The 18,952-nt window shown below is 65.8% G+C and carries 20 protein-coding genes; 16 read left to right on the plus strand and 4 right to left on the minus strand.

What is annotated here, in order from left to right; all coding sequences use genetic code 11:
- Positions 1-31: 31 nt before the first annotated feature.
- Both CH339_RS02785 and CH339_RS02790 read right to left on the minus strand, forming a co-directional pair.
- Positions 32-310, minus strand: a complete 279-nt coding sequence (locus CH339_RS02785; protein ID WP_111432752.1) for a hypothetical protein — start codon at positions 308-310, stop codon at positions 32-34.
- 560 nt (positions 311-870) lie between these two features.
- The gene (locus tag CH339_RS02790) at positions 871-1,383 is read right to left on the minus strand and encodes an Rrf2 family transcriptional regulator (protein ID WP_111432753.1); all 513 of its coding nucleotides are present in this window, start codon (positions 1,381-1,383) and stop codon (positions 871-873) included.
- Positions 1,384-1,643: 260 nt separating this feature from the next.
- Here CH339_RS02790 and CH339_RS02795 point away from each other — a divergent pair, with 260 nt between their 5' ends.
- The 10 genes from CH339_RS02795 (at position 1,644) to CH339_RS02840 (ending at position 10,406) form a co-directional block, all read left to right on the plus strand.
- Positions 1,644-2,612, plus strand: a complete 969-nt coding sequence (locus tag CH339_RS02795) for an SLAC1 anion channel family protein (RefSeq protein ID WP_111432754.1) — start codon at positions 1,644-1,646, stop codon at positions 2,610-2,612.
- A 150-nt stretch (positions 2,613-2,762) separates the two neighbouring features.
- Positions 2,763-3,320, plus strand: coding sequence for a Spy/CpxP family protein refolding chaperone (locus CH339_RS02800; protein ID WP_111432755.1), 558 nt, complete (start codon positions 2,763-2,765; stop codon positions 3,318-3,320).
- Between the two features lie 24 nt (positions 3,321-3,344).
- Positions 3,345-3,656 carry a cupin domain-containing protein gene (locus CH339_RS02805; RefSeq protein ID WP_111432756.1) on the plus strand — a complete coding sequence of 104 codons (312 nt, stop codon included), beginning with the start codon at positions 3,345-3,347 and terminating at the stop codon, positions 3,654-3,656.
- Positions 3,656-4,285, plus strand: coding sequence for a LysE family translocator (locus CH339_RS02810; protein WP_111432757.1), 630 nt, complete (start codon positions 3,656-3,658; stop codon positions 4,283-4,285). The genes CH339_RS02805 and CH339_RS02810 overlap by 1 nt, the downstream gene beginning before the upstream one ends.
- Positions 4,286-4,459: 174 nt before the next feature.
- A complete protein-coding gene (locus tag CH339_RS02815) occupies positions 4,460-5,047 on the plus strand; it encodes a YceI family protein (protein ID WP_111432758.1) in 588 nt (195 codons plus the stop codon).
- Between the two features lie 125 nt (positions 5,048-5,172).
- Complete coding sequence (locus CH339_RS02820; RefSeq protein WP_111432803.1) at positions 5,173-5,760, plus strand: cytochrome b; 588 nt, start codon at positions 5,173-5,175, stop codon at positions 5,758-5,760.
- A gap of 27 nt (positions 5,761-5,787) precedes the next feature.
- Entirely contained in the window at positions 5,788-6,378 is a 591-nt protein-coding gene (locus CH339_RS02825) for a YceI family protein (protein ID WP_111432759.1), read from the plus strand.
- Positions 6,379-6,625: 247 nt separating this feature from the next.
- Complete coding sequence (locus CH339_RS02830) at positions 6,626-8,245, plus strand: fumarate hydratase (protein WP_111432804.1); 1,620 nt, start codon at positions 6,626-6,628, stop codon at positions 8,243-8,245.
- 360 nt (positions 8,246-8,605) lie between these two features.
- Positions 8,606-9,214 carry a L,D-transpeptidase gene (locus CH339_RS02835; RefSeq protein ID WP_111432760.1) on the plus strand — a complete coding sequence of 203 codons (609 nt, stop codon included), beginning with the start codon at positions 8,606-8,608 and terminating at the stop codon, positions 9,212-9,214.
- A gap of 109 nt (positions 9,215-9,323) precedes the next feature.
- A complete protein-coding gene (locus CH339_RS02840) occupies positions 9,324-10,406 on the plus strand; it encodes a sulfotransferase domain-containing protein (RefSeq protein ID WP_111432761.1) in 1,083 nt (360 codons plus the stop codon).
- Positions 10,407-10,556: 150 nt separating this feature from the next.
- Here the strand turns inward: CH339_RS02840 and CH339_RS25075 are convergent, their stop codons facing one another.
- Complete coding sequence (locus tag CH339_RS25075) at positions 10,557-10,925, minus strand: gamma-butyrobetaine hydroxylase family protein (RefSeq protein ID WP_245408092.1); 369 nt, start codon at positions 10,923-10,925, stop codon at positions 10,557-10,559.
- A 226-nt stretch (positions 10,926-11,151) separates the two neighbouring features.
- On the opposite strand from CH339_RS25075, the gene moaA reads away from it, so the two are divergent.
- From moaA to CH339_RS02860, 3 genes are all read left to right on the plus strand, one after another.
- Positions 11,152-12,180, plus strand: a complete 1,029-nt coding sequence (gene moaA / locus CH339_RS02850) for a GTP 3',8-cyclase MoaA (protein WP_111432762.1) — start codon at positions 11,152-11,154, stop codon at positions 12,178-12,180.
- Between the two features lie 137 nt (positions 12,181-12,317).
- Complete coding sequence (locus tag CH339_RS02855) at positions 12,318-13,229, plus strand: DMT family transporter (protein WP_111432806.1); 912 nt, start codon at positions 12,318-12,320, stop codon at positions 13,227-13,229.
- A gap of 108 nt (positions 13,230-13,337) precedes the next feature.
- Positions 13,338-14,555, plus strand: coding sequence for a multidrug effflux MFS transporter (locus CH339_RS02860; RefSeq protein WP_111432763.1), 1,218 nt, complete (start codon positions 13,338-13,340; stop codon positions 14,553-14,555).
- Positions 14,556-14,839: 284 nt separating this feature from the next.
- On the opposite strand, the gene apbC is transcribed toward CH339_RS02860, so the two are convergent.
- Positions 14,840-15,964, minus strand: coding sequence for an iron-sulfur cluster carrier protein ApbC (apbC, locus tag CH339_RS02865; protein WP_111432764.1), 1,125 nt, complete (start codon positions 15,962-15,964; stop codon positions 14,840-14,842).
- 307 nt (positions 15,965-16,271) lie between these two features.
- On the opposite strand from apbC, the gene mobA reads away from it, so the two are divergent.
- The 3 genes from mobA to CH339_RS02880 are packed head-to-tail and all read left to right on the plus strand — an operon-like array spanning position 16,272 to position 18,842.
- On the plus strand, positions 16,272-16,994 hold the full coding sequence (gene mobA, locus CH339_RS02870; protein WP_111432765.1) for a molybdenum cofactor guanylyltransferase MobA: 723 nt from the start codon (positions 16,272-16,274) through the stop codon (positions 16,992-16,994).
- Positions 16,991-17,554, plus strand: coding sequence for a molybdopterin-guanine dinucleotide biosynthesis protein B (gene mobB, locus CH339_RS02875; RefSeq protein WP_111432766.1), 564 nt, complete (start codon positions 16,991-16,993; stop codon positions 17,552-17,554). The genes mobA and mobB overlap by 4 nt, the downstream gene beginning before the upstream one ends.
- Positions 17,541-18,842, plus strand: a complete 1,302-nt coding sequence (locus CH339_RS02880) for a molybdopterin molybdotransferase MoeA (protein WP_111432767.1) — start codon at positions 17,541-17,543, stop codon at positions 18,840-18,842. Before mobB ends, CH339_RS02880 begins: the two co-directional genes overlap by 14 nt.
- The last annotated feature ends 110 nt before the right edge of the window (positions 18,843-18,952 follow it).

The raw sequence follows: 18,952 nt of genomic DNA on the forward strand, positions 1-18,952 counted from the left end.
CATGCCGGCGCCGTCCGGGTCGTGTCGGCGGCTACTGCCACCAGCACTGTTTCTTGACGACGACGACCCGTTCGCCGAGATCCTCGTCGTAAACGGTTGTCGGCAGGTTCTGGCAGACCCGGTAGCGCACCATGCCGGGGGCGCGGGCGCCTTCGACCCAGGGGCCGCCGCGAGCCTCGTCGCGGTCGAGTTCTTCCAGCATGGCGCGGTCGGAGCCGGTGTCGCGCCTGCCGGCGGAGGCGGAGGTGGAGACGACCGCGGAGCCGGCGATGGTCAGGGCAATGATGGCCAGGGTGGTCTTCTTGAACATCGGATTTTCCTTTCGTCGCTGTTCCCTCGAGGACCGGCCCCATCGGCGTCGCCTCGTTGTCCCCAATATGCGGAGATACGCCGGCGCCGACTGTGACGGCCGTCACGTTTTGAGGGTTTGCCGAAGGGGAAAAGAAAAATCCGCGGAAACCGGCAGGTTTCCGCGGAAAAGTTAGTCCGGCCGCTCGCAGAAGAAGGGAGGCTGCGACCGTCGACAAACAGAGAGGAACCCCGAAAAGCCTCGGGGGAGCTGCATCAGGACATTCAGGAGGACCGCCGCCGGCTCCCTCGGAACAAAACAGTCCGCGGAAGGAACGCTCCGGCCATCGATCCGCTACACCACTGGATGGATTCTAATATAAGCTATTACTCAAATAAGAATAGTGTATTTCTGCAACAATGTTAAGCGCAGGTTGCGCGATTTCCTCGCATTTCCTGGGGAATACAATCTATACGCGATCTACCGTTGCGCGAAGGGCACAGAGCCGTCTGCTGCGCGCCGTTTTCGGCAGCAAACCGGCCGTTTCGGCGATATTCCGGGAGAGGCGCGGCCCGCCTGACTCAGCTGGCGGCAACCTGGCGGATGGCCTTTGCCCCGTCGCCGCGGCCGGGCACCACGGGCGCGCCCTCGGCAGCCTCTTCCTCAAGCCCGAGGCCGGAGCGCAGCGGTCCCGGCGAGGCAATGAGGTCGGCAAGGGTGTAGCCGTCGAGCACCGACAGAAAGGCGTCGAGGCCACGCTCCAGGATCGCCTTCAGCCGGCAGCAAGCGGCGATCGGACAGGTGTTGGTGCCGTCGTCGAAACACTCCACGAGGCACAGATTCTCTTCCGTCACCCGGATCACGGCGCCGACATTGATGTCCTCGGGCGCCGCGGACAGGCGCACGCCGCCATTGCGGCCGCGGACCGTCTCGATGACGCCGATATGCGACAGGCACTGGGCGATCTTGGTCAGGTGGTTTTCCGAGATCCGATAGGCCTTGGCGATGTCGGCGATGCGCGATACCGGCCGGTCGGACAGCGCGCAGAACATCAAGAGCCGCATCGCATAGTTCGAATGATGTGTGAGGCGCACTGGTTCCGGACTCCTGAACCCATTCCGATGGTTGTATAAATGAGCATTAACGGCGCCGCTTTAGCCGGTGTCAAACGGGATTGGCGTTTTCGTCGTGGAATCCGGAAAAACGGGACGTAAGGTCGCAATAAACTGGGTTGGAAATTGCTAATTAGCATTGATTTCGATCATAGCCCCCCTGTAAACGACGCATATTAGCGACCTCGAATGGACCCGAGTCGCCATTCCCGAAACACGGCCGAAACCATGGAGTGACCCGGATGGACGCGGTGAATAGCGGTGCGCGATTGATACATTTCCCGGTTTCCTTTTTTGCCGTGGTCATGGGCTTGTCCGGCCTCACCCTGGCGGTGGAACGCATGGAGGCGACCCTCGGCGTGCCGCATGTCTGGAGCCTTGCGTTCGTCGTCGTCTCCGTCGCCGCCTTTATCATCATCGGTGCCTTCTACCTGACCAAGCTGTTGCGGCACCGGGCCGCGGTCATCGCGGAATGGAACCACCCGGTGCGCATCGCCTTCTTCCCGGCGATCACCATCGGCCTGATCCTGCTGGCCACCGCGCTCCGGCCCTACCAGCCCGACGTCGCCCGCATCCTCTGGTTCGTCGGCACCGCCGGACATCTCGGTGCCACGCTCGCTGTGATCTCGACCTGGATCGGCCACCGCTCGTTCGAGACACCACACATCAACCCGGCCTGGTTCATTCCCGCCGTCGGCAACGTCATCGTCCCGGTCGCCGGCACGGATTTCGGCTATACCGAGATCTGCTGGTTCTTCTTTGCCATCGGCCTCGTCTTCTGGGTCATCCTGCTGGTCCTCGTCTTCAACCGCCTGATCTTCCACCATCCGCTGCCGGAGCGGCTCTACCCGACGCTGGTCATCCTGATCGCGCCGCCGGCGGTCGCGTTCCTCGCCTATATGAAGCTGACCGGCGGGCCGATCGATGCCTTTGCCCGCATCCTCTACTATGCGGGCCTGTTCTTCACGCTGCTCGTGACCATGCAGCTCGACCGGCTGGCGCGGCTGCCCTTTGCCATGTCGTGGTGGGCCTATTCCTTCCCGATGGCCGCGATCACCATCGCCACCTGGGTCTATGCCAAGGGAACGCAATCCGGCTTCCACACCGGCCTCGGCTTTGCCCTCTTCGCGGTCCTGTCGGCGATCATCCTGATCCTGCTCTACCGCACCACGAAGGCCATCGCCGGCGGGGAAATCTGCCAGCCAGAATAGCGCCCCGTTGCCTTGCCCCGAGGCCGTTCCGGCCGGCGGATCGTTCGTGATAGGCTGGCGCAAACGGAAAGGCCGTTCCCAGGGGCCTTTCCGATCGGCCCTCGCGCCACATCTTCTGGTGCCGGGCGACATCACGGACGGAGGCAAGGTATGGGCATTCTCACACGGACTGCGGTGACGGTTTTCGGGCTGTTGATGAGCGCTGCCGCCGCGATCGCCAATTCCGGGCTGCCGCACGCGCACTATGCAGATCAGCAGGACCGCGCCGTCAGCACGCTTTCGGCCGAAGACGTCGAGGCGCTGAAGGCCGGCGCCGGCTGGGGGCTGGCACGGCCCGCCGAGTTCAACGGCTATCCGGGCCCGCGCCACATCCTCGACATGGCGGACGAACTGGCGCTGAGCCCGCAGCAGCGCGACGACATCGCAGCGCTGTTCGAGACGATGCAGGCCGATGCGCAGCGGCTCGGGCCGGAACTGATCGCGGCGGAAAAGGCCCTCGACGCGGCGTTCCGCGCCGGCACCATCGATGCCGAGACGTTGCGGGCGCGGGTCGCGGCGGCCGAAGACGCGCGCAGCAGATTGCGGGTCGTCCATATGGAGGCGCATCTTGCGGCAACGCCGCTTCTGACGCCGCACCAGCGCCACCTCTACAACACGCTGCGCGGCTATGCCGGCAACGCCCACGACATGCACCACCCTCACCAGTAGCCCGACGCGCGGACGGATCCTTCCATGAGCCTCATCGACTGGCGCGATTTTTCCGGCACAGCGGCGTGGGACGCGCTCGACATTGCCGAGGTCGAGGGCGCCACGGTCCGCGTCCACTGGACCGACGCGCCCTATCGCTGGCACGTCAATGACGGCGAGGAGGTGTTCGTGGTGCTCTCCGGCACCGTCGACATGAAGCTGCGCGAGGGAGGCATCGAGAAATCCGTCCGCATGACCGCCGGCGACATCTTCCATGCCGGCGTCGGCACGGAGCACGTCGCCCATCCGCTGGAGCCGTCGCGCATTCTCGTGGTAGAAAAGAAAGGCAGCGTCTGATGTCCGCGTTTTCCCTGGAAGGCCTTGTCATCGGCTGGGTCGCGCTGCTCGCCGCCGCGGCGGCGCCCGGCCCCAATCTCCTGGCCGTCGCCGCCAGCGCGCTCGGCAACGGACGCCGCTTCGCGCTTGCCGTTGCCGCGGGCGTTGCCGCCGGCACCTTCTTCTGGGCGCTCGCCGCCGTCCTCGGCCTCACCCTCGTCTTTTCCGCCTATCCCTGGTCGACCGACATCCTGCGCATTGCCGGCGGGGTCTATCTCATCGTCGTCGGGGCGCGGGCGATCCGGGCCGGCCTTGCGGGCAACGCCGCCCTGATGCGCAACGGCGCGGCGTCGGCGAGCATCGGAAATTCGTTCCTGCGCGGCTTCGTCGTCGTCGGCACCAATCCGAAGGCGATGCTGTTGTGGACCTCGATCGCGGCCCTTGTCGTCGTGCCGGGCATGCCGCTTGCCGTCGCCGTTCTGTTTGCCGGCGTCTCGATGGCGATCTCGTTTGCGGTTTATGCGATTTATGCACTGGTCTTTTCGCTGCCGCGCCTGCGCGCCGGCTATCGCGGTTTCGCCAACCAGCTCGAGATCGCCTTCGGCGCTGTTTTCTGCCTGTTCGGAGCGCGCCTCCTAGCCAGCCGCTAGGCGTTCGGCACTCTATTAGCGTTCACTAACGCGCGACCCAATGCACCTCACGCGCCTGTGACTGTTTCGCACCGGTAAACAGTCAATCCACGCCGGTCATATTGATGGCAGGCGGCCACGGTGCCACCTAGCGGGAACACACATTCCTTTTTCCTTCCACGAGGTACGTCCCGCATGATCCGCAACACCGCTTTTGCCGCCGTTACCGCCCTCGCCCTTTCCGGCGCCTTCGCCGCCAGCGCACTCGCCGAGCCGGTCGACTACGCCTTCGACAAGACCCACGCCAACATCACCTTCACCATCAACCATCTCGGCTTTTCCACCGCCCATGGGCGCTTCAACACCTTCGACGGCGCGCTGACGATCGACGAAGAGACGCCGGCGAACTCCGCCGTCACGGTGACGATCGCCACCGACAGCCTCGACACCTTCTACGACAAGCGCAACGAGCACCTGAAGAGCAAGGACTTCTTCAACGTCGCCGAATTTCCGGAGATGACGTTCAAGTCGACCTCCGTGGAAAAGACCGGCGACGATATGCTGAAGATGACCGGCGATCTGACCATGCTCGGCGTCACCAAGCCGGTGACCCTTGACGTCACCGTGCCCAAGCTCGGCGCACACCCGATGAGCGGCGCCAAGGCCGTCGGCTTCCATGCGACCGGCACCATCAAGCGCTCCGAATGGGGCATGACCACCTTCGTGCCGGCGGTCAGCGACGAGGTCGACATCGTCATCGACCTGGAAGCGGCGGCCAAATAACTGTCAGCCGATAGCGGCCGCGATGCCGTAAAGATTGACAGACGGGCGGCGCTGCCCTCCTCTCCTTCCCCCAGGAACGGGTGGCGCCGCCCGACCCTTTCATGTGCGAACCGAGGCATTCGACCATGCTGCGCAACACGACATCCGGTTACGGCCTTGTGGCCATCGCGCTCCACTGGCTGATCGCGGCGATGATCGTCGCCATGATCGTGGTCGGCATGTATATGAGCGGGCTGGAACTCACCGACCCCAACAAGTTCCAGCTCTACCAGCTCCACAAGTCGTTCGGGCTGACCCTGCTCGGCCTCGTCGTCGTCAGGCTCCTGTGGCGCTTCGCCAATCCGGCGCCGCGGCTGCCCGCCACCCTGCCCGACTGGCAGAAGGCCGGCGCACATCTCACCCACCTGGCGCTCTATCTCCTCCTCATCGCCATGCCGCTTTCCGGCTGGCTGATGGTGTCGGCCTCCACGCTCGGCATCCCGACGCTCTATTTCAATCTGTTCCAGGTGCCGCACCTGCCGGTGCCGGGCTTCCTCGGCGAGCCGGCGGTGGCCGAAGCGACCCTGAAGGAAGTGCACGAGGCGCTCGCCTATCTCCTCATCGTCGTCGTCGTCCTTCACATCGCCGCCGCGCTGAAGCACCATTTCGTCGACCGGGACGATATCCTCACGCGGATGGTCTCGACCGGCCCCGGACGCTACGGTATTCGCTGACCCAACCTCGAAAACGACGGAACCCGCATGACCCTTTTCTCCCTTTCGCTCCCCCGCCTTGCGCGGGTCGCCTCCGCGATCGCCGTTGCCGCGCTCCTGGGCATGCCCGTTCACAGTGCCGCGGCGGCGGCCAGCGGCTGGATCGTCGATCCCGCAAAGAGCACCGTCGGCTTCACCGCGACCCAGGCCGGCAAGCCGTTCACCGGCACCTTCAACGGCTTTGAGGCCGACATCACCTTCGATCCCGCCGACATGAACGCCGGCAATGTCGACGTCGTCTTCGACACCACGAAGATCGAGACCGGCGATGCGCAGAAGGACGCCAACCTGCCGGCGCCGAACTGGTTCAACGCCAAGGCCCACCCGATGGCCACGTTCACGGCATCCAGCTTCACCAAGACCGGCGACGACAGCTACGAGGCCAAGGGCGAGCTGACGATCCGCGACATCGCCAAGCCGGTGACCCTGCCGTTCACGCTGACCGTCGACGGCAACAGCGCAAAGATGTCCGGCAAGACCACCGTCAAGCGCACCGATTTCGGCCTCGGCACCGGCGTCCCGGTGGAAATGATCGGCGACGACGTCATCGTCACGATCTCGCTGACCGCCACCAGATAGCGGCGGCGGCCGCGCCCGGACCCCCTTCGATTGCAGCCCTTCCGGGACCCATGCGCGGCAGCGCATGGGTTGGCGGAGCGTGCTCCGTGGTCTACATACCGGACATCCCCTCCCCGCCAGACCGGGACAGAATCCCCTGGGAGATATTCCAATGTCCGATCCTGAAAGCCCGCCCGAAAGCCCCAATGCCGACCTGTCCCCCTATCGCAAGATGGGCCGCGAGCTGATCGACGAACCGGAGACCCGGATGCCCGCCTTCGACCACACCCCGCTGCTGCCGCTCGGCGCCGACGACACGCCCTATCGCAAGCTCACCGGCGACTACGTCTCGACCTCCGAATTCGAGGGCAACACCATCCTCAAGGTCGACCCGGAAGGCCTGAGGCTTTTGGCCGAAGAGGCGTTCAAGGACATCAACCATTACCTCAGGCCCGGCCATCTGAAGCAGCTCGCGTCGATCCTCGACGACCCCGAGGCGACCGACAACGACCGCTTCGTTGCCTACGACCTTTTGAAGAACGCCTGCATCTCCGCCGGCGGCGTCCTTCCCATGTGCCAGGACACCGGCACCGCCATCGTCATGGGCAAGAAGGGCCGGCTCATCTGGACCGATGGCAGCGACGAGGCGGCGCTGGCAAAGGGAACGCGCGATGCGTATCTGAAGAAGAACCTGCGCTATTCGCAGCTCGCGCCGCTGGCCATGTTCGAGGAGAAGAACACCGCCAACAATTTGCCGGCGCAGATCGAGCTCTATGCGGAGGGCGAGGACGCCTACAAGTTTCTGTTCGTCGCCAAGGGCGGCGGCTCGGCCAACAAGACGTTCCTGTTCCAGGGAACGCCGTCACTGCTGACCGAAGACAGGATGCTGTCCTTCATTGCGGAAAAGATCCTGACGCTCGGCACCGCGGCCTGCCCGCCCTATCACCTTGCCGTCGTCATCGGCGGCACCTCGGCGGAAATGAACCTGAAGACGGTGAAGCTCGCCTCCTGCCACTATCTGGACAATCTGCCGACCTCCGGCTCGGAAGCGGGCCATGCCTTCCGCGATCTGGAGTGGGAGGAAAAGGTCCAGATCCTGACCCGCAAGACCGGCGTCGGCGCCCAGTTCGGCGGCAAGTATTTCTGCCACGACGTGCGCGTCATCCGGCTGCCGCGGCACGGCGCCTCGCTGCCGATCGGCATTGGCGTGTCCTGCTCGGCCGACCGCCAGGCGCTCGGCAAGATCACGTCCGAGGGCATCTTCCTGGAACAGCTCGAGACCGAGCCGGCCAAGTACATGCCGGAGTTCGACGAGTCCAAGCTGGGCGGCGACGTCGTCAAGATCGATCTCACCCGGCCGATGCCGGAGATCCTTGCCGAACTCTCGCGCCATCCGATCAAGACGCGGCTGTCGCTGACCGGTCCGGTAATCGTCGCGCGCGACCTCGCCCACGCCAAGCTGCGCGCCCGCATCGAGGCCGGCGAGGACCTGCCCGACTATTTCAAGAACCATCCGATCTACTATGCCGGCCCCGCCAAGACGCCGGAGGGCTACGCCTCGGGCTCGTTCGGCCCGACCACGGCCGGGCGCATGGACGCCTATGTGGACCCGTTCCAGGCCCTCGGCGGCTCCATGGTCATGCTGGCCAAGGGCAACCGCTCGCCGCAGGTACGCGATGCCTGCGAGAAGCACGGCGGCTTCTATCTCGGCTCGATCGGCGGCCCCGCCGCCCGGCTCGCCCAGGACTGCATCAAGAAGGTCGAGGTCGTGGAATACCCCGAACTCGGCATGGAGGCGATCTGGCGCATCGAGGTGGAGGACTTCCCGGCCTTCATCGTCATCGACGACAAGGGCAACGACTTCTTCAAGGAACTCAACCTCGGCTGATGCCGGGACGCGAATCGTTGCACCGGAGCAGATGTCCGACGCCCCGACCGGGCGCCGGATGTCGCCTTTCTTCCCGGAATCCTTAACAAAGCCTTTCCAGACCGGGTGCCGAACCGGCTCGAATGGGCCTTGCACCGTGCGTCACCGTGTCCTGTCGACAACACAACATCCAAAATTCGCAAACGCCGGCCTGATCGCAGAAATGTCAGTTGCCATGGAATCGCCGCATTATCAGAATGCCGCGCTGTACCGCTACGTGCCGGTTGGCCGAGGCGGCCCGAATTCGACCCGATGAATTCGACCCGATGAATTCGATCCGATCCCGACCGGGATTCACACTGACGGACTGAAGGGCTTCAGATGCGAAAAATCACTCTGGCGTTTGCCGCTTTGGCGCTCGTTTTCGGCGCGACGACCTACTCGACCATCGCCGGCGCCTACACGGTGCGGCCGGACGGCACGCTGAAGATGCGCGAAGACGGGATCATCAAGGTTCCCGCCTATTTCGGACGCGGCAGCGGAAAGTCGCCGATCCGGCGTACCGAAGTGTCCTATGACGGCGGCCACCGGCCGGGCACCATCATTATCGACACCAATGAGCGCCGCCTCTACTACGTCATGTCCGACGGCAAGGCGATGAAGTACGGCATCGGCGTCGGCCGTCCGGGCTTCCAGTGGTCCGGCACGCACCGCGTCACCCGCAAGGCCGAGTGGCCGGGCTGGACGCCGCCGCCGGCCATGCGCAAGCGCCAGCCGGGCCTGCCGCACTACATGCCGGGCGGCCCGAACAACCCGCTCGGCGCGCGCGCCATGTATATCGGCTCGACCATCTACCGCATCCACGGCTCCAACGAGCCCTGGACCATCGGCCAGGCGGTCTCCTCGGGCTGCATCCGCCTTGCCAATGAGGACGTCATCGACCTCTACAAGCGGGTGAAGGTCGGCGACCGGGTCGTCGTCAAGCGCTGACGCGCCGCAGACGCTTTTGTGGACAAGAAGGCCGGTGCTTCGTTAAGCATCGGCCTTCTCTTTTGTCGGCCCGGGCGCCTCGCGCCGGGCAGGATGACGTGCGCGAGACATGACGGCAGACATGACGGCGGCAAGCGGCGGCACCGGGCCGGCCGGCCAGGTTCAGGCCGGGCGGCGGGCGATCCTGCATATCGGCCTGCACAAGACCGGCACCACCTATCTGCAGCGCTGCCTCTTTGAGAATATCAAGGCGCTTGAGGATCTCGGCTTCTTCTGCCCCTCGCCGTCGGGAAGCCGGGTGGTCGCCGCCCACAATCTCGCCCGCGAGGTGCGCAAGACCAGGCAGTTCGAGCCGAACGGCATGCTCTGGCACCACGTGTTGCCGGCCTTTGCCGCCTCGAACGCTGAAACGCTGCTTTTGACGTCCGAGTGCTTCGACCTGTCGCTGCCACGGCACATGGCGCGTTTTCGCGAACTGCTCGGCAGCATGGAGGTCACCGTCCTCCTCTGCCTGAGGCATCCGATCGACCTCATCCAGTCGATGTATTCCCAGATCACCAAGAGCGAACGCGACGACGATTTCGCCGCCTTCGTGGAGCACCGGGTGACCAAGGACAACCGGCTCCGCTTCGACCGCCTCCACCGCCAGTGGTCCAAGGCGTTCGGCGCGGAGAACGTCCGGGTGCTGTTCTACGAGGAAATCCGGGACAATCTTTTGGAAGTGTTCCTCAGGGAGATGGGTGCCGAGGCGCTTTTGGCAAAGGGGGCGCCGCGGCTGCCGGACGCCAGGGTCATCAACGCGTCCGCCGACGAGCGGCTGATCGCGCTCCGGGTCGCCTGTGCGGCGCGGGCAAAGGCCACCGGCATGGACCCGGCGCGTTATCGCGACGAGATCGAGCCGGCCCTCCTGCGGCTTGCCACCCGCCGCGGCTGGACCGACAGCAAGCTGAAGCTGGTGACGCCGGCGCTGGCCGCGCGCATCGAGGACGCCTGCCGGCCGGAGATCGAAGCGCTCAACGACCGCGTCCCCCTGCCCGCCTCGTATTTCACCTTCCCCGCCAACCGCGATGCCGCAACGAGCCCTGAAGACGCCCTGATCGACGGACTCGCCGATGCGCTCCTTTCCGGCGACCTCACCGTTGCGGGCGCAGCCCGGCCGTCGCTGCTGTCGCGATTGTTGGGGCGGGGGTAGCGATCCGGGCCAAAGACCCCACACCAGGAGCAAAAGTGCGTCTGGATTTCCGCGTCGGCCTGACGGCCTCCTCGCAATGACATTGAATTCATTGCAATTTCCGTCATTGCGAGCGCAGCGAAGCAATCCAGAAGGCCACACGCACCGGCCTTACGGCTCGCGCGACAGGCCCTGGGCCTCAAGTTCGCCCAGATAGCGCTGCCACAGCGCGTCCTGGCGATGGCCGACATCCCAGAGATAGTCGTAGGTGTAGAGGCCGGTGTCGTGCAGGTCGTCGAAGGTGATCTTGACGGCGTAGTTGCCGACCTGCTCCAGCGACAGGATCTCCACATTGCGCTTGCCCGGCACCGTCTTGCGCTGGTCGGGCGAATGGCCCTGGACCTCGGCGGAGGGCGATGCGATGCGCAGGAACTCGGCCGGCAGGGCGAAGGTCTCGCCGCTGTCGAAGCCCACCGTCAGGGTGCGCCGGTCCTTGCTGAGCCGGATTTCCGTCGGCCAGGGATGGTCTTCTGTGGTCACGATGGTTTGTCTCCCGCGGTTTCTCAATTCGTTATACCGGTCATAGGCTTTTGACTTCGCATGACAAGCCGGAGCGTATATATGTGTGCGCCGAAGGGTGGTCAAAGGGACGCATCTGCGCCAAATCGACGGGGCGCACGCGCCCTGGCGCGTTGCCGTCGACAAAAGAACCGCCCCGGCGCCGAAGCTGCGCCAAGTAAGACCCCTCCGGCCGCAGGAGCATCGAATGCCTTTCGATCCCGAACTCGTCCCCGCCACCGGAACGCTGACCGACCCTTTCGGGCGCGACATCACCTATCTCAGGGTTTCCGTCACCGACCGCTGCGATTTCCGCTGCGTCTATTGCATGGCGGAGAACATGACCTTCCTGCCGAAGCGCGAGGTGCTGACGCTGGAAGAGCTTGAGCGCCTGTGCAGCGCCTTCATCCGCAAGGGCGTCAAGCGGATCCGCATCACCGGCGGCGAGCCGCTGGTGCGCAAGGGCATCATGGAGCTGTTCCGCTCGCTCGGCCGCCACCTCGATGCCGGCACCCTCGGCGAGGTGACGCTGACCACCAACGGCTCGCAGCTTTCCCGCTATGCCGCCGAACTTGCCGACTGCGGCGTCAGGCGCATCAACGTCTCGCTCGACACGCTGGATGCGGACAAGTTCCGCTCCATCACCCGCCGCGGCGACCTTACCAAGGTGCTGGACGGCCTTGAGGCGGCGGACCGCGCCGGCATCGCCATCAAGCTCAACATGGTGGCGCTGCGCGACTTCAACGAGGCGGAAATCGAGCCGATGCTGCGCTATGCCCACGGCCGCGGCTACGACATGACGCTGATCGAGACGATGCCGCTCGGCGAGATCGACGACGACCGCTGCGACCGCTACCTGCCGCTGTCGGAGGTGCGGGCAAGGCTCTCCGAACGCCTGACGCTCACCGAATCCGCCTACTCCACCGGCGGTCCGGCGCGCTATGTCGGCATTGCGGAGACCGGCGGCCGGCTTGGCTTCATCACGCCGATGACCCACAATTTCTGCGAAAGCTGCAACCGGGTGCGCGTCACCTGCACCGGCATGCTCTATCTCTGCCTCGGCCAGAACGACAGCGCGGATCTGCGCGAGCCGTTGCGCGCCTCGGAGGGCGACGAGCTCCTGTCGCGGGCCATCGACGATGCGATCTCGCGCAAGCCCGAGGGCCACGACTTCGTCATCGACCGGCAGAACGCCGGCCCCAACGTCATCCGCCACATGTCGGTGACCGGCGGCTGATTGCCGCCGCCGGGAACCTTTCCCGACGACGTTTCCATCCCTAATGTCTAGCCGGCGCATCGCCCGCCAACCGACGTGGGTCCGTTACCGCCGTGTTCGACTTCGCCCGCCTTCAAGAGACAGCCGTCGGCCGCAACATGGCTGGCGCCCTGGCCATGCTGGTCTCCGGGCTCGGCTACACGGTCAACGACGCTTTCACCAAGACGGTGTCGGAGGACCTGCCGACCGGCGAAATCATCTTCGTCAGGGGCATCTTCGCCTCGGCGATGATCGTCGCGATCCTCGTCGCCACCGGCTCCTTCCGGCGGGTCCGGGTGCCGCGCTCGCAGGCCGTTGCCTGGCGCATCTTCGGCGAGGTCGGCGCCACGGTGCTGTTCCTTGCCGCGCTCTTTCACATGCCGATCGCCGAGGCGACAGTAATCCTTCAGACCGCGCCGCTGGCGGTCACCGCGGCCTCGGCCGTGCTCCTGAAGGAAGCCGTCGGCTGGCGGCGCTGGACGGCGGTCACCATCGGCTTTTGCGGCATCCTCCTCATCGTCCGGCCGGGATTTTCCGGCTTCGACCTGTGGGCGCTGGTCGCCCTTGCCGCGGTCGTCTTCATCGTTATCCGCGACCTCGCCACCCGGCTGATCTCAGCCGACATCCCGACGCTGACGATCACCATGATGACGACCTTCACCGTCACCGTGCTCGGCCTTGCCATGGGGGTGTTTGAGAGCTGGGTGATGCCGAGCGCCGCAGAGGTGTTCTTCCTGTTTTCCGCGGCCGTCTTCATCATCATCGGCTACTTCTTCATCATCGTCGCCATGCGCGTTGCCGACATCGGCTTCGTGTCACCGTTCCGCTACGCCATCGTGCTCTATGCCGGCATTCTCGGCTATGCGATCTGGGGCGACGTGCCGGATCTGCCGATGATCGTCGGCGCCGCCATCGTCATTGCCACGGGCATCTACACCTTCCACCGGGAACGGCTGGTGCGCCGGGCCGACCCCGAGGCCGCGCCGCCTCCGCGCCCGCCGGGGGCCGGCCCGCCGCTCGCCAACGGCTGATCATCGTCGACGGCAGTTGCCTTTTTCGGCCGCCGGGGAATATGCTAGCGGCAAGGTGCCGCAGCTTCTCCCGCCGCGGCCGGCCTCCCCTCATTTCGAAAGCCCACCATGCCGCCCGCCGTAGCCGACACTTCGATTCGCCCGCCGTCGCTCGCCATCCTGATCGCGGTCTCCTGGATCAATCCCCTGGCGCTCAACATCTTCGTGCCGTCGATGCCGGGCATGATCGTCGCGCTCGACACCAACGCGGAGGTCGTGCAGCTCACCCTGTCGCTCTATCTCGGCGCCGTGGCGATCGCCCAGCTCGTCCTCGGCCCGCTGTCCGACATGTTCGGCCGCCGGCCCGTAGTGCTCGCCGGCATGGCCCTTTTCATCGTCTCCAGCCTGATCTGCGCGCTTGCCGGTTCCGTTGAAGTGCTGATCGCCGGGCGCATCCTGCAGGCGGCCGGCGGCTGCGCCGGCATCGTGCTGGCCCGCTCCATCGTCCGCGACCTCTTCGAGCAGGAAAAGGCCGCCTCGATGATCGGCTACGTCACCGCCGGCATGGCGATCGCGCCGCTTTTCGCACCTGCCATCGGCGGCGTGCTCGACCAGTTCTTCGGCTGGCGCTCTAGCTTCTTCTTCGTTGCCGCCCTCGGCGTCGCCGTGCTCATCGCCGCCTGGTTCGGCCTGTCGGAGACCAACATGAACCGCGGCCGCTCCAGCGGCTTTGCCCGCATGTTCGACGGCTTTGCGATCCTGGCGCGCTATCCCCTGTTCTGGGCCCATTCGCTGACACTGATGCTGACGACGGGCGTCTTCTTCGGCTTCCTCGGCGCGGCCCCCTTCATCTCCTCGCACGTCATGCACCTGACGCCGAGCCAGTACGGGTTCTATTTCGCCCTCATCGGCCTCGGCTACATGACCGGCAACATGTTCTCCGGGCGCTATGCGTCGCGGATCGGCACGCGGCGTCTGATCGCCATCGGCACCGTGCTCGCCCTTGCCGCCGCCCTCGTCATGCTCGCCGCCTTCCTTGCCGACATCGTCCATCCGATCGCCATGTTCGGGCCGATGCTGTTCATCGGCATGGCCAACGGCATGGTCATTCCGGCGACCATGTCCGGGGCGGTCAGCGTCCGGCCCGACCGGGCGGGCGCGGCCTCCGGTCTCGCCGGCAGCCTGCAGATCGGCGGCGGCGCCATCGCCAGCTACATGATCACGACGCTGATCACGACGGAAAGCGGCGAGATCATCGCCCTGCCGCTTGCCATCGCGTCGACCTCCTTTGCCACGGCGGCGCTCATCGGCGGCATTGCCACGCGCTTCCTGCACCGCGAGGAGTGAGTCAACGAACTGACACAACCATCCGGTTCCGCGGTGGTTTTTTCACCTGTTGCGAGACAACTTTCGGTTCATGACACTCCGCATGAACACGACCGGTGCGTGAAGATATTGATTCCGGTTTCTGCGGCAACGGATTGAGCAGGAATCGGTTTTCCGCACCGCGCCGCCGGGCGCCGTTTTCGCACCGGAAGCGGCCCTTCTCACGTCAAAATGCGCACAAAAGAAAACGGCTGCGGAACAGAGTCCGCAGCCGCCGTCAAATCATTGCCGAGAATTGGTTTTCGTCAGTCCATGACGATCTTCGGCGCGGCGCGCTGGGCGCCCTGACGGGTCGTCACCTGCTCCCACACCTTGCCGGCGATGTCCTTGAAGATCTTGGCGTGCGGGCCGTCCGGGTCGGAGACGACGACCGGCGTTCCGGCATCCGACGTCTCGCGGATGGCCATGTGCAGCGGCACTTCGCCGAGGAACGGTGCGCCGAGCTTTTCGGCCTCGGCCCTGGCACCGCCATGGCCGAAGATGTCGGAACGCTCGCCGCAGGACGGGCACAGGAAATAGCTCATGTTCTCGACAATGCCGAGCACCGGCACGCTGACCTTCTTGAACATGGCAAGGCCCTTGCGGGCATCGATCAGGGCGAGATCCTGCGGCGTGGAGACGATGACGGCGCCGGCCAGCGGCACCTGCTGGGCCATCGTGAGCTGGGCGTCGCCCGTGCCCGGCGGCATGTCGACGACCATGACGTCGAGATCGCCCCAGTCGACCTCGCGCAGCATCTGGGTCAGCGCCGACATCACCATCGGTCCGCGCCAGATCATCGGCGTGTCCTCTTCGACGAGGAAGCCCATGGACATGACCTTGAGGCCGTAGCCCTCGAAGGCCTTCAGCTTGCCCTCGGCGGGCGGCTCCGGCATCCGGTCGATCTTCAACAGCCGCGGCAGCGACGGGCCGTAGATGTCGGCGTCGAGCACGCCGACCTTGAGGCCATTCGCCTGCAGGCCGAGGGCGAGGTTGATCGCCGTCGTCGACTTGCCGACGCCGCCCTTGCCGGAGGCGACCGCGATGATCGTCTTGACGCCGTCGACGCCGGGCTTGGCCGGATCGGGACCGGGGGCGGCCGGACGGGCCTGCTGCGGCGCGGGCCCACCGCTGCCGGGCTTGCGCTCCGCCGTCAGCGCGACCATGACGCTCTCGACGCCCGGAATGCGCGACACCACCTCCTCGGCGGCCTTGCGCATCGGCTCCAGGTCGTTGGCCTTGTCCGCATCGACCGTGATGGAAAAGGCGACCCGGCCGCCGGAGACGAAGATGTCGGACACCAGCCCCAGTTCCACGAGGTCGCCGTTGCCGTCCGGTCCGCGCACCTTCTGCAGGCGCTCCAGAATCATTTCCTTGGTGACTTCACTCATTCTTGCCGTCCCTTTGTCCCTTTTGTCCGCCGCACCGGCGCCGGCTTATATTCGAAACCGATAATGTAAGTCCCGCGCCCGCAGCGTCAATGTGTCGGCCTTCTGCCTTGGGTAAATCCCCGGGCTCAAATTGTGAAGTTCGTAATACCGAATTTTCACGATTGTCGCGCAGCGCACTTGCCGCAGGGGGCAAGACTTCTCATAACCACATGATGCCCGGAGACATGTTGTCCAGTACGGTGACCGGATTCGCTGCCCCGTCGCGGAACGCGCCGGCCTTTCGGCGTCGGCTGCAGGGGGCGAACGGATGACGTCCGGCCGCGATCCCGTCCCCGGCCTTTCGCGCGGCCCGATCACCGGCCTTGACGAGACCCTCGTCAACGATCCGGCCCGTTATGCGCCGATCGTCGCCGGCTGCGTCCTGGCCGGCGGGCAATCCCGGCGCATGGGCGGCGGCGACAAGGGGCTCCTCGACCTCGGCGGCCGGCCGATCCTCGCCCATGTGGTGGAGCGGCTTTCTCCCCAGGTCGGCGCGCTGGCGCTCAACGCCAATGGCGACCCGGCACGGTTCGACGCCTTCGGGCTTCCCGTCATCGCCGACCCCGTCGAGGGCTTCGTCGGGCCGCTCGCCGGCATCCTTGCCGGCATGCTGTGGGCCCGCGAGGCCGCCCCGAAGGCGTCCTTTCTGGTGACGGCGGCGGGCGACACGCCGTTCTTTCCCAAAGACCTCGTTGCCCGCCTCGTCGGCGCCGCCGGCTACGCGGAGGACCTCATCGGGCTTGCCGTTTCCGGCGAGCGGCTGCAGCCGGTGTTCGGGCTCTGGCCACTCGGCCTCGCCGGCGACCTTCAGGCCTGGCTGGAGGGCGGAAAGAGCCGAAAGGTGCAGGATTGGGTAGCGCATCATACGAAAGTCGAGGTACGCTTTTCCGGTCCTCTCATCGACGGCATCGAAATCGATCCGTTTTTCAACATAAACGCACCGGAAGACAAAGAGACGGCTGAAGCCGTCCTGGAAGGACTGACAGCATGACGAAACTCTTTGGGGCGAACGAGACCCCGGTGGTCGGCGTGACCGGCTGGAAGAACTCCGGCAAGACCACCCTGGTGGCGCGCGTCGTCGCCGAACTGACACGGCGCGGCTACACGGTCTCCACCGTCAAGCACGCCCACCACGCCTTCGACGTCGACCATGAAGGCACAGACTCCTACAAGCACCGGGAGGCCGGCGCGGTCGAGGTGGCCCTCGTCTCCGGCTATCGCTGGGTCTTGATGCACGAGAACCGGGACGACGAGGACGAGCCGGGCCTTGCCGACTTCCTGCCGCGGATGGCGCCGCGCGACATCATCGTCGTGGAAGGCTACAAGCGCGAGGACTTCCCCAAGATCGAGGTCCGGCGCAGCGCCGCGCGCAAGCACGATCCGCTGGCGCTGACCGACCCCACCGTCATCGCCATCGCCTCCGACCACCCCGTCGACGAAACCGACAAGCCGGTGTTCGAGCTCGACGCCATCGCCGAGATCACCGATTTCATCGTCCAGACCTTCGCGCTGCGCACCATCGCGCCCGAGGAAAAAGATGCCGCCCAATAACAGGTTGCCCGATAGCAGGCTCAAGGACGACTGCTTCGCCACGGACCGGGAGTGCCTGACCCACGCCGAGGCGCTGGCCCTGCTGAAGGCGCAGGTCGCACCGGTCGTCGACAGCGAGACGGTGCCGCTCATCGCCGCCGGCGGCCGGGTTCTCGCCGAGGAGATCGTCGCGCCGCGCGACGTGCCGCTGGCCGACAACACCGCCGTCGACGGCTACGCCTTCAGCCATGCCGACTATATCGCCTCGGAAGGACGCCTTCCCGTCGCCATGCGGATCGCAGCCGGCCATCCGGCCGGGACGGCGCTTGCACAGGGCACCGCAGCGCAGATCTTCACCGGCGCGGTGATGCCGCCGGGGGCCGATACCGTCGCCATGCAGGAGGACTGCCGGATCGACGACGGCGAGCCGCCGATCGTGAACGTCCCGCCCGGCCTGAAACAGGGCGCCAACCGGCGCCGGGCCGGCGAGGATGTCGCCGCCGGGTCGGCCCTTTTGGTGCCCGGGCTGCGGTTGCGGCCCCAGGACGTCGGCGCCATCGCGTCCACCGGCAAGGCGGAGGTCACCGTCTATCGCCGGCTCCGGGCCGCGCTCGTCTCCACCGGCGACGAGATCGTGCGGCCGGGCAATCCGATCGCGCCGGGCCAGGTGTTCGACGCCAACCACTACCTGCTTTCCGAACTCCTGGCCGCCGCCAATGTTGCCGTCAGCGATCTCGGCGTCCTTGCCGACGACCCTATCCTCATCCGGGAACGCCTTGCCGAGGCGGCCGCCTCCCATGACATCCTGATCACCTCCGGCGGCGTCAGCCATGGCGGCGAGGACCACCTTGCCGATGCGGTCGCCGCCCTCGGCTCACGGCATCTGTGGCAACTCGCCATCAAGCCGGGGCGGCCGGTCAGCTTCGGCCAGATCGGCGACTGCGTCGCCGTCGGCCTGCCGGGCAATCCGGTCGCCGCCTTCGTCTGCTTCCTCAACTACGCCATGCCGGTGCTGTCGGCGATGGGCGGCGCCGGGTTCCAGACGCCGATCCCCTACCGCATTCCCGCCGCCTTCGATTTCGCCAAGAAGCCGGGACGCCGCGAGTTCCTGCGCGGCATCCTCGAGCGCGACGCCGACGGCCATATGGTGGTGAAGAAATTCGCCCGCGACGGCTCGGCGCTGATCTCGTCGCTGCGCGAGGCCGACGGGCTGATCCTGCTGGCCGAGGAGACAACCTCGGTGGCGGCGGGCGAGACCGTCGAGTTCATCCCCTTTTCCGCCTACGGCATCGCCGAACGCACCCTTTAGCCATGACATCCGACGTTCAGCAACTTGAAACCTTGAATTGCAATACTGGGACGGGCACGCAAATCGCGGGCGTCCCCGCCTGCCCGCAAGTGGTACCGAAGCCGAAAGAC

The organism is Rhodobium orientis (assembly GCF_003258835.1).
GTDB lineage: Bacteria > Pseudomonadota > Alphaproteobacteria > Rhizobiales > Rhodobiaceae > Rhodobium > Rhodobium orientis.